This is a genomic window from Cupriavidus sp. 94F1, assembly GCF_057798875.1.
The window spans coordinates 104941-120807 of sequence record NZ_JBYOJT010000006.1; the positions used below are offsets into that span (position 1 = coordinate 104941).

General features: G+C 65.6%; 14 protein-coding genes. 2 read left to right on the top strand and 12 right to left on the bottom strand.

Annotation, left to right across the window (positions count from 1 at the left end):
* Positions 1-10: 10 nt before the first annotated feature.
* The 6 genes from AC3FJ6_RS16530 to mfd all read right to left on the bottom strand — a co-directional run bounded on the left by AC3FJ6_RS16530 (position 11) and on the right by mfd (position 8169).
* On the bottom strand, positions 11-1642 hold the full coding sequence (locus tag AC3FJ6_RS16530) for a PepSY-associated TM helix domain-containing protein (RefSeq protein ID WP_488772890.1): 1632 nt from the start codon (positions 1640-1642) through the stop codon (positions 11-13).
* Positions 1643-1664: 22 nt separating this feature from the next.
* Positions 1665-1964 carry a hypothetical protein gene (locus AC3FJ6_RS16535; RefSeq protein WP_153948126.1) on the bottom strand — a complete coding sequence of 100 codons (300 nt, stop codon included), beginning with the start codon at positions 1962-1964 and terminating at the stop codon, positions 1665-1667.
* Positions 1961-2272 (bottom strand): hypothetical protein, encoded by a 312-nt coding sequence (locus AC3FJ6_RS16540; protein ID WP_488772891.1) that lies wholly within the window; start codon positions 2270-2272, stop codon positions 1961-1963. The genes AC3FJ6_RS16535 and AC3FJ6_RS16540 overlap by 4 nt, the downstream gene beginning before the upstream one ends.
* A gap of 227 nt (positions 2273-2499) precedes the next feature.
* A complete protein-coding gene (serB, locus tag AC3FJ6_RS16545; RefSeq protein ID WP_488772892.1) occupies positions 2500-3354 on the bottom strand; it encodes a phosphoserine phosphatase SerB in 855 nt (284 codons plus the stop codon).
* Positions 3355-3449: 95 nt separating this feature from the next.
* Positions 3450-4661: an acetylornithine deacetylase gene (argE, locus tag AC3FJ6_RS16550; RefSeq protein WP_153948251.1), complete on the bottom strand. Its 1212-nt coding sequence runs from the start codon at positions 4659-4661 to the stop codon at positions 3450-3452.
* A gap of 55 nt (positions 4662-4716) precedes the next feature.
* Positions 4717-8169 carry a transcription-repair coupling factor gene (mfd, locus tag AC3FJ6_RS16555; RefSeq protein ID WP_488772893.1) on the bottom strand — a complete coding sequence of 1151 codons (3453 nt, stop codon included), beginning with the start codon at positions 8167-8169 and terminating at the stop codon, positions 4717-4719.
* A gap of 188 nt (positions 8170-8357) precedes the next feature.
* Between mfd and ispD the strand changes: the two genes are divergently transcribed.
* Entirely contained in the window at positions 8358-9092 is a 735-nt protein-coding gene (ispD, locus tag AC3FJ6_RS16560; RefSeq protein ID WP_488772894.1) for a 2-C-methyl-D-erythritol 4-phosphate cytidylyltransferase, read from the top strand.
* A 22-nt stretch (positions 9093-9114) separates the two neighbouring features.
* Positions 9115-9621, top strand: coding sequence for a 2-C-methyl-D-erythritol 2,4-cyclodiphosphate synthase (gene ispF, locus AC3FJ6_RS16565; protein ID WP_488772895.1), 507 nt, complete (start codon positions 9115-9117; stop codon positions 9619-9621).
* Between the two features lie 13 nt (positions 9622-9634).
* Here ispF and AC3FJ6_RS16570 read toward each other — a convergent pair whose 3' ends face one another.
* From AC3FJ6_RS16570 to ompR, 6 genes are all read right to left on the bottom strand, one after another.
* Positions 9635-10216: a GNAT family N-acetyltransferase gene (locus AC3FJ6_RS16570; RefSeq protein WP_400393110.1), complete on the bottom strand. Its 582-nt coding sequence runs from the start codon at positions 10214-10216 to the stop codon at positions 9635-9637.
* Between the two features lie 239 nt (positions 10217-10455).
* Positions 10456-10977, bottom strand: coding sequence for a carboxymuconolactone decarboxylase family protein (locus AC3FJ6_RS16575; protein ID WP_400397382.1), 522 nt, complete (start codon positions 10975-10977; stop codon positions 10456-10458).
* A 121-nt stretch (positions 10978-11098) separates the two neighbouring features.
* Positions 11099-11647, bottom strand: a complete 549-nt coding sequence (locus tag AC3FJ6_RS16580) for a peroxiredoxin (RefSeq protein WP_153948133.1) — start codon at positions 11645-11647, stop codon at positions 11099-11101.
* A gap of 319 nt (positions 11648-11966) precedes the next feature.
* Positions 11967-13259 (bottom strand): MFS transporter, encoded by a 1293-nt coding sequence (locus tag AC3FJ6_RS16585; RefSeq protein WP_488772896.1) that lies wholly within the window; start codon positions 13257-13259, stop codon positions 11967-11969.
* Between the two features lie 274 nt (positions 13260-13533).
* Positions 13534-14883, bottom strand: a complete 1350-nt coding sequence (locus AC3FJ6_RS16590) for an ATP-binding protein (protein WP_249640879.1) — start codon at positions 14881-14883, stop codon at positions 13534-13536.
* Between the two features lie 23 nt (positions 14884-14906).
* Positions 14907-15629, bottom strand: coding sequence for an osmolarity response regulator transcription factor OmpR (ompR, locus tag AC3FJ6_RS16595; RefSeq protein WP_010810107.1), 723 nt, complete (start codon positions 15627-15629; stop codon positions 14907-14909).
* Positions 15630-15867: the final 238 nt, after the last annotated feature.

Consider the following 15867-nt stretch of genomic DNA (forward strand, 5'->3'; position numbering starts at 1 on the left):
GGCCAGTCAATCAGGAGGCGTCGGCCTTGCGCATCGTAGCTTGCGGCGCCGGCTGGGCCGCAGTGCCGCGTGTTGCCCACACCGATTCGGCGGGGCCGCTCTGCGCGCGGCGCCAGGTCACACGGGCCAGTGCGAGGTATCCGGCGGCCATGGCAATGGCGCCAATATCGAAGCCGGCGATGACCCAGCGGCCATGGAGCGCGGCGGCAAACAGGTGGTCCCCGGTCAGGATCCAGTTCGACAGCGGCACGGCCAGGGTTGCCAGCGCGGCCACGCACAGCAGTTCCACGGCGGCGCGAATGGGCGGCCGGGCCAGCGCCCACGCCGCAGCCAGCGCGAACACGGGCCAAAATAAATAGCTCACGGCGCGGTCCGGCCACAGCAGGGCAGCCGGGAAGCACAGCGCCACCCCGATGCAGGTGCCGATGCAGACGCCAACGGTGGCCTGGGCGAGCAGCTTGTGGACGCGAGGCTGTTCGGTCTGCCGGGACTTGCGGCGTGTCTCGATCCACAGCAGGTTGCCGGAATAGAACAGAAACGCGCCGGCCAGCCCGGCGACGAGGTAAACCAGCCGCACGGCCAGGTCGCCATACGTGCCGTAGTGGAGCGCAAACATGGCGCTATAGATCATGTGGTTCGTGTCGCGGGCGCCAGCCGTCTGGTTGGCGATCAACTGGCCCGCATTTGGCTCATTGGCCGCCGCGTGGATGCCTACCGCGCCCCCGTTGCCGAGCGCGCGCGTGCTATCGCCTCGTACTTCGGCCACGGCGTTGGCATCGCCATAACGCTGGAATCGGATGGCATTGGGCGTGAATCGCTCGCCGCCGTGTTCGCGGGCAATGGCCAGCAGCTGGGCCGAACTCATCGTCGGGGATGCGCGGCCCGACGCCGTGACTTCGGGGGCCGCACCCGTGACGCGCGGCACCGCTTCGAACAGCTTGCCGTCGAACGTCAGCGTGTTGAAGACCATGACCATGACCAGCGACAGGCAGAAAAACGCGCCGGTGATGGCAAAGATCAGGTGGAAGGGCAGGCTGAACAGGCCCAGCACATTGTGCGTGTCCATCCAGAAACGCTTCAGGTTGCGCCCGGGCCGCACCGCGAACAGGTCTTTCTTCAGGCGGGGCAGGTGCAGGATCACGCCCGATACGAGTGCCAGACCGTACAGCACGGAGACGATCCCCATGAAGTACATGCCATTGATGCCCAGCCCGAGCGAATAGTGCAGCGCGTTCAAGAACGCCGACAGCTCGCCCGTCACGTGGTCGAGCGACGTGTTGTCCTGTGCCGTCTTGTCGCCGTTCAGGCGCTCGCCGTTCATCGTGTGCCATTCACCGGCCTTGTCCTGCCAGTACGCATTGAAGTCCGGTTCTTCCTTGCTGGGCAGGCCGATGTAGACGCTGTTGGCCGCGTCCGGATGCACGGCCACCAGCTTCTGCACGAAGGCGTCGATGGCAGGCCCGTCCACCTGGACTTCGGTGCCGTGATGGCCCTCCAGGCGCGCCGGATTCTGCCAGACGTGCAATTCGTGGTGGAAGACGGTGATTGCGCCCGCGAAGAAGGCGATGAACAGCGCCCAGCCGGCCATCAGGCCGACCCAGGTGTGGAGCGTATTGAAAACGCGCAGGGTATTGGGTTTCATGCGAATGCCTCGGTGGCCCGGATCAGTGCCCAGACAGGGCAGACAGTGTCGATGCCGGCGGCATCGCGTGCATCAGGCGGACCGCCCACAGGATGCCGTAGCACACCAGGTTGCCGCCAAGCAGCCACAGCCACGCGGCGCGGCTGGTCTGGAACAACAGGCTCAGGCTGATGATGGTCACCCACAGCACGAAGCTCAGCGTGATGGCCAGCACGATGCCGCTTTCCCAGCCGCCCGGCAGCCACAGCACGCCGAGTGTGCACAGCGCGACGGCCAACGGCAGGCCCAGCAGGGTGCCGGCGAGCCACTTGGTTCCAATCATGGCGCACTCCCTTCGCCGGGCATGTCGTCGTAGCGTTTGTGGTGAATCCAGGTGCCGATGAAGGGCCATGCGGACAGGGCGCAGGTCAGCGTGACCAGCGTCGCGGCGATCGCTACGGGCCAGCCTTCGGGGATGCTCATGACCCAGGTGCCGGCGATGGCAAGCAAGACGCCCAGCCAGCGCAGCAGCCGGGGCGGGAGCGGCGCGCGGCCATTGTTGTCGGCGTCCACGCACAGCACCTGATTCGGCGCGGAAAGATAGAGGCACGCGGCGGCGGCCAGGGATAGGAAAACGGCTAACGCTTGCATGCGTCGGGCGACCGAGGGGACGGTGTTACGGGAAAGGAATAATAATAATGATTCGCATTTGATTTCACAAGGCAATCACGGCGTTTGCGGACCCCTCGGTACAGCTGTGGCCGAAAAGCGAATAACGAAAACGTAATGTGACAGCCGCACGGAAATGTGCGCAAGACGCCCCCGGGGTTCCAAGAGCAGCATCAGGCACCACGAACGGGTGCCTGGTGGGGAATCGCTTAGTGCGGGAACAGGTTCAGCAAGCCGTCCAGGCCGACATGATTGAACGCGACGCTGGCTTGCGCCCGCACCACGGGTTTGGCCCGGAAGGCCACCGACAGGCCCGCTACGGCCATCATCTTGAGGTCGTTGGACCCGTCGCCCATGACGATGGCCTGCGACGGATCGGCGCCGATCTGCTCGCAGACTTCCCGCACCGTGCGCGCCTTGACGTCGGCATTGACGATTTCGCCCACCACATTGCCGGTCAGCTTGCCGTCGACGATTTCCAGGGTATTGGCGCGCGCGAAATCTAGCTTCAGGCGCGGCTTGAGCTGGTCGGTGAAGTGCACGAATCCGCCCGACACCAGCAGCGTCTTCATGCCCAGCGCCTGGATCGTCTGCAGCATGCGCTCGGCGCCCGGCGACAGCTTCAGGCGTTCGGCGTACACGCGGTCGAGCACGCTCGCGTCCAGGCCCTTCAGCAGGGCCACGCGGCGGCGCAGGCTTTCGTTGAAATCGGTGATTTCGCCGCGCATGGCGGCCTCGGTGATGGCCGATACCTCGGCCTTGAGTCCGCAGAAGTCGGCGATCTCGTCGATGCACTCGATCGTGATCAGCGTGGAGTCCATGTCCATCGCCACCAGCCGGAAATCCGACAGCTTGCGTCCCGCCGGCACCACGGCCCAGTCGATGGCACGTTCGCCGCACACGTCGTCCAGGGCATCGCGCAGCGCCGGGGTCAGCGGATTGCAGTGGTCGGCGGCGGCCACGTTGTCGGCGCGCAGCGCGAGATCGGAGGCATTGGCCACCGTGCGCACGGCGTCGAGGTCGGCGGCGGACAGCGGGGACAGGCTTTGGAGAATCAGGGGCATGACGGCAGGAAATCCGGGCGATGCGGGAGGGCGACAGGAAGAAGGGCCGTATTGTACTGCGCCCCGCTCCCTGATCGCGCCTTGGGCTGTCCCGATCAGGCCACGCGCAGGCTGTCCACCACCTTGTGCAGGAACGCCTCGCAGGCAGCCAGCTGGTCCAGCGCCACGAATTCGTCGGGCTTGTGGGCCTGCTGGATATCGCCGGGGCCGCACACGACGGCCGGAATGCCGGCACGCTGGAACAGGCCGGCCTCGGTGCCGTAGGCCACCTTGTTCGTATCGCGGTCGGCGGTCAGTGCGCGCACGAGCTGCGTGATCGCATCGGATTCGGCGGCGTCCAGCGACGGGGCCGCGGCGATCTTGCTGATGGCCATGCCGGCGTCCACGTGCTCGGCGCGCATCTTCGGCACCAGCACGTCGTTCACGTACTGCTGGATGCGCGCCAGGATCGCTTCCGGGTCCACGCCCGGCAGGTTGCGGAACTCGAATACGAACTCGCATTCGGCCGGGATCGTGTTCAGCGCGATGCCGCCGTGGATCGTGCCGGTGGACGCCGTGGTGAACGGGACGTCGAAGGCCCGGTCGTACGGGCCGTTGGCCTTGAATTCGTCGGCAATGTCGCGGATGTAGCAGATCAGGCGCGCCGCATATTCAATGGCGTTGACGCCCTTGGGGGTCAGCGACGAATGGGCCGCCTGGCCCTTCACGCAGCAGCGATAGGCGTTGATGCCCTTGTGCGCCACGATCACGCGCATGCTGGTCGGCTCGCCGACGATGCAGCCCGCCGGCTTCACGCCGCGGTCGCGCAGTTCGGCCAGCAGGTACGGCGCTCCCATGCAGCCGATTTCCTCGTCGAACGACAGCGCGTAATGCACCGGCTCGCGCAGCCTGGCGTCGAGGATGGTGGGCAGCAGCGCCAGGCTGGTGCCGATGAAGCCCTTCATGTCGCAAGTGCCCCGGCCGTAGAGCTTGCCGTCGCGAATCACCGGCTTGAACGGGTCGGTGGTCCAGCTCTGGCCGTCCACGGGGACCACGTCGGTGTGGCCGGACAGCACGATGCCGCCGTCGGTGGCGCCGTTCGCGGCCGGAATCGTCACGAACAGGTTGGCCTTGTCGCCCTGCGGGTTGTAGCTCAGATGCGGACGCAGCCCCTTTGCCAGGAAGTGGTCGCGCACGGATTCGATCAGCCCCAGGTTCGAATGGCGCGACGTGGTGTCGAACGACACCAGGCGCTGGGTCCAGTCCAGCGCGCTGCCGCGTGGCGGAGCTTCGGCGTGGGTGTTGCGGGTGTCGGCGGCAGCTTGCATGGGATGGTCAAACAGTTGATTCGTCAAGGATGTGATCCTACACCTGTCGGCGCGGTCAGGCCAGTTGGCGCAGGGTGTGCTTGATGGTCTGCGCCCGAGCGCCCACGTCGGGCATCTTGGCCTCGATGCGCAGCTTGTCCTGTCCGGCCAGCTTGATGTGCTTGTTCTTTTGCACGAGGTCGATGATGCGGATGGCGTCGATTGGGGGATTCGGCACGAACTGCATGCTCACCGTAGCCTCGCCGGCGTCGATCTTGCGCACGCCCAGCGGCGCGGCGGCAATGCGCAGCCGGTGCGTTTCGATCAGTGCCTGCGCCTGGGCGGGCAGCCGGCCGAAGCGGTCGATCAACTCCTCCTGGATGTCGTCCACGCGCTCGCCGGTTTCACAGTTGGCCAGCCGCTTGTAGAGCGACAGACGCTCGTGCACGTCGGCACAGTAGTCGTTCGGCAGCAGCGCAGGCGTGCCGAGGTTGATCTCGGTGGTGGCCGCCAGCGGGGCCATCAGGTCAGGCTCCTTGCCGGCCTTGAGCGACTTCACGGCCGCGTTGAGCATGTCGGTGTAAAGCTGGAAGCCGATTTCGTGGATCTCGCCCGACTGCTTGTCGCCAAGCACCTCGCCGGCGCCGCGGATTTCGAGGTCGTGCATGGCCAGGTAGAAGCCCGCGCCCAGTTCCTCCATCTGCTGGATGGCTTCCAGCCGGCGCTGCGCCTGCTTGGTCAGGCCGTCCTCGTCATGCACCAGCAGGTAGGCATAGGCCTGGTGGTGGCTGCGGCCCACGCGGCCGCGCAGCTGGTGCAGCCGGGCCAGGCCGAAGCGGTCGGCGCGATGAATCAGGATCGTGTTGGCCGTGGGCACGTCGATGCCGGTTTCGATGATCGTCGTGCAGAGCAGGATATTGTCGCGGCGGGCCACAAAGTCGCGCATCACGCGTTCCAGCTCGCGCTCGTGCATCTGTCCGTGCGCCACGGCGATGCGGGCCTCGGGGACCAGTTCGGCCAGCCTGGCGCGCTTGTTCTCGATCGTCTCGACTTCGTTGTGCAGGAAGTAGACCTGGCCGCCGCGCTTGAGCTCGCGCAGGATGGCCTCGCGGATCACGCCGTCTTCCTCGCGGCGCACGAAGGTCTTGATGGCCAGCCGCTTCTGCGGCGCGGTCGCGATGACCGAGAAGTCGCGCAGGCCTTCCAGCGCCATGCCCAGCGTACGCGGGATCGGCGTGGCGGTCAGCGTCAGCACGTCCACCTCGGCGCGCAGCGTCTTCAGCGCCTCCTTCTGGCGCACGCCAAAGCGGTGTTCCTCGTCGATGATGACCAGCCCCAGGCGCTGGAACTTCACCTCGTCGGACAGCAGTTTGTGGGTGCCGATGACGATGTCTACCGTGCCGTCGTTGATCTGCTTGATCGCGGCGTCCACTTCCTTTTTGGTCTTGAAGCGCGACAGCTCCACGATGCGCACGGGCCACTCGGCAAAGCGGTCGGACAGCGTCTGGAAGTGCTGCTCGGCCAGCAGCGTGGTGGGCGCCAGCATGGCCACCTGCTTGCCGCCCAGCACGGCCACGAACGCGGCCCGCAGCGCCACCTCGGTCTTGCCGAAGCCCACGTCGCCGCAGACCAGGCGGTCCATCGGCTTGCCCGATGTCATGTCGGCGATCACGGCTGAAATGGCGGCGGCCTGGTCGGGCGTTTCCTCGAAGCCGAAGCTCTCCGCGAAGGTCTCGTAGTCCTTGGGCTGCAGCGGGAAGGCAAAGCCCTGGCGCAGCGCACGGCGTGCGTACAGGTTCAGCAGTTCGGCGGCCGTGTCGCGGATCTGCTGCGCGGCGCGGCGCTTGGCCTTGTCCCACTGGCCGGTGCCCAGCGAGTGCAGCGGGGCGGTGTCCGGATCGGCGCCCGAATAGCGCGAGATCACGTGCAACTGGTGCACGGGCACGTACAGCTTGCTAGCCTTGTCGTAGTCCAGATGCAGGAATTCCTCGTCGCCCTGGCCCATGTCCAGCGTGACCAGTCCCTGATAGCGGCCGATGCCGTGCTCGCTGTGCACCACGGGGTCGCCGATCTTGAGCTCCGCCAGGTCGCGCACCATCGAATCGACGGTGCTGGCCTGCTCCTGCTTGCGGCGCCCGGTGCGGCGCGCGGTGCCGGCATAGAGTTCGTTCTCGGTAACGAACGCGAATGGCGCGGCGGGCAGGGCAAAGCCGCTCTGCAGGGGCGCCACCACGATCGAGAAATGCGAATCGCCGGCCAGGAAGGCCGCAAAGTCCTCGACCACCATCGGACGCAGGCCGCTTTCGGCAAACAGCTGCATCAGCGTTTCGCGGCGGCCGGCCGAGTCGGCGCACATCAGCACGCGCGTGGCCTTGTTCAGCAGCAGTGCTTCCAGGTTGACCAGCGGATCTTCGGCGCGGCGGTTGACCGACACATCGGGCAGGCTGGCCGAGAACGCCGGCGCGTCGGCTGCCACGGCCTCGCGCTGCAGCACCAGCCGGGCCAGCGGCTTGGCCCCGATGAAGAACTGCTCTTCGGACAGGAACAGGTCCGCGGGCGGCAGCAACGGGCGCTCGCGGTCGTGGCGCATGAAGGTGTAACGCTGCGTGGTGTCGGCCCAGAAGCGGCGGATGGCTTCATCGACCTGGCCCGCGAAGGCCAGTTGCGTGCCGGCGGGCAGGTAGTCGAACAGCGTGGCGCTTTGCTCGAAGAACAGCGGCAGGTAGTACTCGATGCCCGCGGACGGTACGCCGTTGCCGATGTCCTTGTAGATCGGGGATTTGGTCGGGTCGCCCTCGAACACCTCGCGCCAGCGGCCGCGGAAGGCGGTGCGGGCGGCGTCGTCCAGCGGAAACTCGCGGCCCGGCAGCAGGCGCACTTCCTTGACCGGATACAGGCTGCGCTGCGAATCGGGATCGAACGCGCGGATGGTCTCGATCTCGTCGCCGAACAGGTCGATCCGGTACGGCAGGGCCGAGCCCATCGGGTACAGGTCGATCAGCCCGCCGCGCACGCTGTATTCGCCCGGTCGCATGACCGCACTGACGTGCTCGTAGCCGGCCAGCGTGAACTGCGCCTTGAGCGCGGCTTCGTCGAGCTTTTCGCCCTGCTTGAAGAAGAATGTGTAGGCGGCCAGGAACGAGGGCGGCGCCAGCCGGTAGAGCGCGGTCGACGCGGGGACGATCATCACGTCGCACTGGCCGCCCTGGATGTCGTGCAGCGTGGCCAGGCGCTCCGACACCAGGTCCTGGTGCGGCGAGAAGCTGTCGTAGGGCAGCGTTTCCCAGTCGGGCAGCAGCCTTACGCGCAGTTCGGGGGCGAACCATGGGATTTCCTCGGCCAGCCGCTGCGCGTCCATGGCATTGGCGCAGACCACGGCCACCATCGGCACGCTGGCGCGGTGCTGGCGTGCATAGGCGGCCACCGCCAGGGCGTCGGCGGACCCGGTCAGGCCGGTCAGGGTATGGCGCATGCCAGCCTTGACCAGCGGCAGGGTGGCGAAAGGAAATGCGGTAGCGTTGTCAGGCATTGGCAGCATCGGGCGCAAAAACGGCGACACCCCGCCGGCACATGCGAAAGGCATGCCACGGGCAGGGGTTGTCTGTCATGCCAGCCGGGCCATGCCAGGATTCATGGCGGCGGGCGAGGGCCGTATTATAGAATGCGCTCCGGCCGGCCCGCTGGCCGTGCCAAATATTCCAAGGCCCTCAGAAACCTGTGTCCGATCGTCGATTCGCCCTGATTCCCTGTGCCGGTACCGGCAGCCGTGCCGGCGGCGCCGTGCAGAAGCAATACCAGACCGTGGCCGGCCGGCCGATGCTCTGGTACGCCCTGGCGGCGTTTTCCGCCAGCGAAGTCATCAGCGCCACGGCGCTGGTGCTGGCGCCCGACGACATGCCGCTGGAGTCACGGTTCGGCGCCCAAGCCTTTGCGGGCCTGCGCTTCGACACCGCGTTCGTGGGCGGCGATTCGCGCCATGCGTCGGTGCTGGCCGGCCTGCATCATCTGGCCACGCTGGGTGCAACCGATACCGACTGGGTGCTGGTCCACGACGCCGCGCGCCCCGGGCTGACCAGTGCGATGATCGATACGCTGGTGCGGGCGGTGGAATCCGACGATTCGGCCAGCGAGCCGATCGGCGGCATCCTGGCCGTGCCGGTGCCCGACACCCTGAAGCGTGCCGATGCCAGCGCGCGCATCGGCGGCACCGTGCCGCGCGAGGGCCTGTGGCAGGCGCAAACACCACAGATGTTCCGCATCGGCGTACTGCGCCATGCGCTGGAAGACGCCATGGCCGCCGGTGCCGTGGTCACCGATGAAGCCAGCGCCATCGAGCGCCTGGGCCTGCATCCGCGGCTGGTCAACGGCTCGCTGCGCAATTTCAAGGTGACCTACCCCGAGGACTTTGCGCTGGCCGACGTGCTGCTGCGCACGGGCCAGCCGGCGTCGTGACCCACTTTTGCAAGGAGTCGTTTTGAATCCGTTCGATTTTCGCGTAGGGCAGGGCTATGACGTGCACGCCCTGGTGCCGGGCCGCAAGCTGATTCTCGGTGGCGTCGATATTCCGCACGACCGTGGCCTGCTGGGCCACTCCGATGCCGATGCGCTGCTGCACGCCGTGACCGACGCGCTGTTTGGCGCGGCTGCGCTGGGCGACATCGGCCGCCATTTTCCGGACACCGATCCGGACTTCAAGGGCGCCGACAGCCGCGTGCTGTTGCGCGAGGCCGCGCGCCGCGTGCGGGCCGCCGGGTTCGAGATCGGCAATGTCGATGCCACGGTCATCGCGCAGAAGCCCAAGCTGGCGCCGCATATCGCCGGCATGGTGGCCAACCTGGCCGCAGACCTGGGCCTGCCCGTCACGCATTGCAACGTGAAGGCCAAGACCAACGAGAAGCTCGGCTTCGAAGGCAAGGAAGAGGGCATCGTCGCGCAGGCGGCGGTGCTGATCTACCGCCGCACGGTCGACGTGCAGGACTGATTGCGCGACCGGCTCAGGGGGCTGGCGGCGATGGTGCGGCCGGTTCCTCGGCCGTGATCGGATATACGTAATCGATTAGCCGCGCCATGGCCCCATGGCGCGATCCGGCCTCCGTCCGCTTCTGGAAGCCCATCTGCTCGCACAGTTTGATGGCCGAATCCATCTCGGGCATGGTGCGGCAGATCAGGGCCTGGGCGCCAATGTCGCGGGCGCGCTGGATGCAGATCTGCATCAGCCGCTTGCCCAGCCCGAGCCCGCGCGCCTGCGGGCTGACCGACAGCAGCCGCGCTTCGGGCTGCGTCAGCGTGATCGTGGAGTCGTCCAGCGCCGTCAACGTGGCGCCCGGATGGCAGAACAGCACCGCACCGCTGATGCCGTGGTCGGTCTCGGCGACCCACCATTCCATGTCGGGATTGTCCTTGGCAGCCATCACGGCCTTCATGCCGCGCTGGAACGACGCGCGGCAATCTTCCATGATTTCGAGCTCATATTGCCCGTAGGCCTGCTGCGTGACCGCGGCGATATCGCCCCAGTCATGGACCGCGGCCAGCCGGAAGCGGAAGCGCGGCGAATTGGGTGAAGGCAAGGTGCTCATGGCAACAGCGAAGTTCGTGACCTTTCGTCGATTGTAGGCCGCGCCATGCACAAATGCACCGGTTCGATTGGCTGTAAGGGATGTCGGACAATACCCCGATTGACGATTGCGCAAGCGCATCAATGCACACGGGCGGACACCTTTCAGTGCCCGCCCGTGTGGGTGCCTGGCGTTGCCTCACGGGCGACGCCGCCCGCGATGAACGCCCGATTGGCGCGCTTCGGTCGCGATCTGGCGTCTTATTCCGCGACGATCACATTGGCGGCGGCGCCGATCACGGCGGCGATGCGGCCGACGTCACGCAACTGCTGGGCGCTCATGCCCTGTTCGGTCTTCAGCAGCTGGTAGTGCGACTTCACGCAGAAGTGGCACTTGCCGATGATCGAGGCGGCCAGTGCGTACATCTCGAAGCGGCGCTTGTCCACACCACCATGGGTAGCGTAGGCGTTCATGCGCAGGCCGGCAGGCTGGCTGGCCAGGTCCGGATCTTCGGCCATCTCGACGTACGGATACCAGATGTTGTTCATGCCCATCAGCGCGGCGGCGGTCTGCGCGGCGTTGACTTCCTCGGGCGACAGCACGTTGGCGTTGCGAATCACGTCGACAATCAGCTTGCTCTTGGCCGCGAACGCCGCTGCCAGCGCCACCCCGACTGCATCGTTGCCTTCCAGCGACGAACGCGCGATGGTGCCATCCACATTCAGGCGGATGTCCTTGGCGTAATCGGGGATTGCATTCTTAATCGTGCTGAGGAATTCCATTTATTTCTCCTATCGACAAGGGCTCAAAAAACCCGCACATAGCGGGTTTCGACATGAAAGGGCGCCAGGCCCTTCCATGCGATGTGCCGGGTCACGCAAGGTGCCTGGCGGGCAGGGCCAATTACAGCGTGGCGCCGCCGACAGCACGGTTGCACGGGCACAGTTCGTCCGTTTGCAGACCGTCCAGAATACGCAGGACTTCTTCCGGGTTGCGGCCGACGTTGAGGTTGTTCACCGAAACGTGCTGGATCACATTGTCCGGATCGACGATGAACGTCGCGCGCAGGGCCACGCCAGCGGCCTTGTCACGCACGCCCAGCTGGTCGACCAGCGAGCCGGTCACATCGGCGAATTGCCACTGGTTCAGCTTGTTCAGATCCTTGTGTTCGCGGCGCCATGCCAGCTTCACGAATTCGTTGTCGGTCGAGCCGCCCAGCACGATCGCGTCACGATCGGCGAAGTCGTTGTTCAGCTTGGCGAATGCCACGATTTCGGTCGGGCACACGAACGTGAAGTCCTTCGGGTAGAAGTAAATGACCTTCCACTTGCCTTCGAACGACTTTTCGGTGATGTCTTCGAAAGCCGACTGGCCATTCTCTTCGTGGTTGTTGAAACCCGGCTTGACACCAACGATGCTGAAGGCTTCGAGCTTGTCACCAACGGTCTTCATTGACTTCTCCTAGATACGGTTGAACAGATTGAGGCTTGCAATCTACGATTCGGTTCCCGCGGCAGCCGGGATGTCAATCGTATTTGCACGAAAGCTCCGAGTATGCGCATTCGGGCGCACCAAGGCCAATTGGTTTTCTTAAACGGGCCGATAGGCAGCGTCTCGCGCTGCGCAAAACGCGCCACAAGTATGCCATGAGCGCCAAATGGTGACGGCTGTCCGGAAAGCAAGCGCGCCGCCATCACATAACTGCCACGCGAACGTGTCAGGCACATGAAGGCGGCGCGAGCCGCACGCGTGCGGCAGGCAGGCCGGAGGCTCAGGCGGCGTGCAGCGCCGCGTGCTCGCGCCGGGCGCGGAAGATGACCAGCGTGGCCACCAGGCCGCAAGCCGCGGCAAACATCAGCCACAGGCCGGGAGCTGCCTTGTTGCCGGTGCTGTGAATCAGGTACGTCGAGATCGCCGGCGTGAAGCCGCCGAACAGCGCCGTGGCCAGGCTGTAGGCCAGCGAGAAGCCGGCGGTACGCACGGCGGGCGGCATGACCTCGGTCAAGGTGACGACCATGGCGCCGTTATAGCTGCCATACAGGAACGACAGCCACAGTTCCACCATCAGCAAGCGCTCGAAAGACGGCGCCGCCACCAGCCACGACACCGCGGGGTAGGCCGTGACCAGCGTGGCGATCGTGAAGAACACCAGCAGCGGCTTGCGGCCGATGCGGTCGGACAGGGCGCCCATCAGCGGCAGCCAGATGAAGTTCGACAGGCCCACGCACATCGTGACGATCAGGTTGTCCACGTCGTCGAGCTTGAGCACGGTCTTGCCGAACGTCGGCGTGTACGCGGTGATCATGTAGAACGACACCGTGGTCATGACCACCATCAGGCAGCCGGCGATGATGATGCGCCAGTTGTCGAGCATCGAACGGTAGATCTCGTTGATTGACGGACGATGCTTGCGCGTGCGGAATTCCTCGGTTTCTTCCAGCGAGCGGCGGATCAGGAACAGGAACGGCACGATCAGGCAGCCGATCAGGAACGGCACGCGCCAGCCCCAGCTGTCCATCTGCGCGGGCGCCAGCGTGGCGTGCAGGATCACGCCGAGCAGGCCGGCGAAGATCACGGCCACCTGCTGGCTGGCCGACTGCCAGGCCACGTAGAAGCCCTTCTGGCCGGGCTTGGCGATCTCGGACAGGTACACCGACACGCCGCCCAGTTCCACGCCGGCAGAGAAACCCTGCAGCAGGCGCCCGAACAACACCAGCAGCGGGGCGGCCACGCCGATCGATGCATAGCCCGGCACCAGCGCGATCAGCAGCGTGCCCAGCGCCATCAGCGCCAGCGTGATGATCAGGCCCTTGCGGCGGCCGTGATGATCGATGTAGGCGCCCAGCACGATCGCGCCAAGCGGTCGCATCAGGAAGCCGGCGCCGAACGTGGCCAGCGACAGCATCAGCGATGCAAACTCATCGCCGGCAGGGAAGAACGTACGCGCGATGGCGGCGGCGTAGAAGCCGTACACCATGAAATCGTACATTTCGAGGAAGTTTCCGCTGACGACGCGGAACACGGTCCGGAAACCGTGCTGGGGGGTGGAGCTGGAGCTTGACATGGCTGTCTCTCGGTCGCCGTACGTGGGGTCGTGCGGCATGTTGTCGATTGTTGTCAGCCATGGCGAAAAAGGGGTGCTGCGGCAGGCGGCGCCATGACTTCGGATGCCGTTGTATGCATCGGCCTGTCGATGGCCTGAAGTGTGCGCAATGACGCTGTCATTCCCCTGTCAGCAACCTTTCAAAACCATATCAAATGCTGAAGAAAACCTGTCAATGCGCCGCATGCGGGACATGCGGGCACGCACGTGGGGCGCGACGGGGGGAAACGGCGGGTCAGGCGCGCCTGAATCGCGCGCTGACCACGAGCCCGGTTTTCGGGGCGGGGCGGTTGGCCAGGATCAGGCGGCCGCCGTTGCGCTGCAGGATACGGTTGACGATCGACATGCCCAGGCCGGCGCCCTTGGCTTCGCTGCGCGCGCTGTCGAGCCGGTAGAACGGCCGGGTCAGCAGCGACAGCTGCTCGTTGGGCACGCCGGGCCCGCTGTCGGCCACCACCAGCACGGCTTCCTTGTCCTCCACGCGCGTGGAGATTTCCACCTCGGCCATGCCCGATTCCTCGTCCTTGGCATAGCGGCGCGCGTTCTCGACGAGGTTGTCCAGGATGCGCTGGATCTCCATGCGGTTGGCCACGGCCATGACCGGGCCATTGGCCCGCACGTGCACGCGCACGTCGTCGTGCGCGGCATAGACGCCAACGGATTCCTGCACCAGCGTGGACAGGTCCACCGGCTCCACCACTTCCTGGCCCGGCCGGGCGTAGTTCAGGAACTGGCCGATGATGGCATCCATCTGTTCGATGTCGGCAATCATGGCGTCGCGCGTGGTGGTGTCCACGGGCGACATCTCGGTTTCCAGCCGCAGACGGGTGAGCGGGGTACGCAGGTCGTGCGAGATACCGGCCAGCATGACCACGCGGTCGTCGTCGAGCTGGCGCAGGTCGCGCACCATCTGGTTGAAACTGCGGTTGGCCTGGGCCACTTCGCTGGCGCCCTGTTCGCGCAGCGGCGGCGCTTCGCCCCCAGAGCCGATCAGTCGCGCGGCATTGGCCAGCCGCTTGAGCGGGTAGTTCACGCGCGCCGTGATGAAGGCGGCACCGATGATCGACAGCAGCAGCGCGGCAATACTCCACCAGAGCCACTGGATACCGGGCACGCGTTCGAAACGCTCGGGGCTGATCGCCACCCAGTAGTCGTCGCCTTCGATCTCGAAGCTGACCCACACGCCCGGAATATCGTTGACCGTGGTGGCCAGCACGGTGTCTTCGCCCAGGCGGCTGCGGATTTCCTGCTGGACGAGCTGGGTCAGGAACGGGTTGGCCTTGGGCGCGGCAAAGTCGTCGTCCTTTTCGCGCGGATAGACCTTGATGCCCTCGTTCTGGACGAGGTCGAGCAGCAGGAACCGGCGCCGGGCCGGGTCCGAGTAGAGCAGGGCTGCGCGGGTGAGCTTGACCACGCTGACCACCTGCATGGCGATCTGCTGGGCGCGCGGCGCGCGTTCGAAGAGCCGATAGCTCTGGAACCAGATACCCAGCGAGATCGCCAGCAAAAGGGCGATCAGCATGAAGGTTCGCCAGAATAGCGAACCGAAGAACCGCGTTGCGGTACGGCCGAGGGCGGTCGCCACGATGAGGCTGCGGTCGACCGGACTTACTTCACGCCATCGGGGATGAAGACGTAACCCAGGCCCCAGACCGTCTGGATGAAGCGCGGGTTGCTCGGGTCAGGTTCGATGAGCTTGCGCAGACGCGAAATCTGCACGTCCAGGCTGCGGTCGAACACCTCGTATTCGCGGCCGCGCGCCATTTCCATCAGCTTTTCGCGGGACAGCGGCTGGCGCGGGTGGCGGGCAAAAACCTTGAGCACCGAGAATTCGCCCGTGGTGAGCGTGATTTCCTCGTCGTTCTTGGTCAGCGTACGCGTGGCCAGGTTCAGCACGAAATCGCCGAACGCAAACGTTTCAGGCGTTTCGGACGGCGCGCCCGGTACTTCGGCGGGCCCCTTGCGACGCAGCACGGCGTGAATCCGCGCAATCAGCTCGCGCGGATTGAACGGCTTGGGCAGATAATCGTCGGCGCCCATTTCCAGGCCGACGATGCGGTCGACGTCCTCGCCCTTGGCGGTGAGCATGATGATCGGGGTCTGGTCGTTGGCGCCGCGCAGGCGGCGGCAGATGGAAAGCCCGTCTTCGCCGGGCATCATCAGGTCCAGCACCAGCAGATCGAAACGCTCGCGCAGCCAGAGCTTGTTCATGGCCGTGGCGTTTTCCGCCACGAGAACCGTGAAGCCCTGCTCGCCAAGGTAGCGGCGCAGCAGGTCGCGCAGGCGCGGGTCGTCATCCACGACGAGAATCTTGTGGCTGGTATTTTCCATGGCGGTATCTTAGCGACTATCGCTTTCGCTCAAAATGGCTTAACAAAACGTTACATACTTTACCCCGTGGTATGGCGGCATGCACCTTTTGTGCATTTACACTCCGCAAACCGTTTTCCCAGGGACGCTTTTCACCTGGGAACTGAACGGTCACCACGGGCATCGTACTGTTCCGGCCGTGACACAGGCATTCGCCTTGCTGTCGTCGGGGCGATGCCGGTGCGCTGCCCCCGGGGAT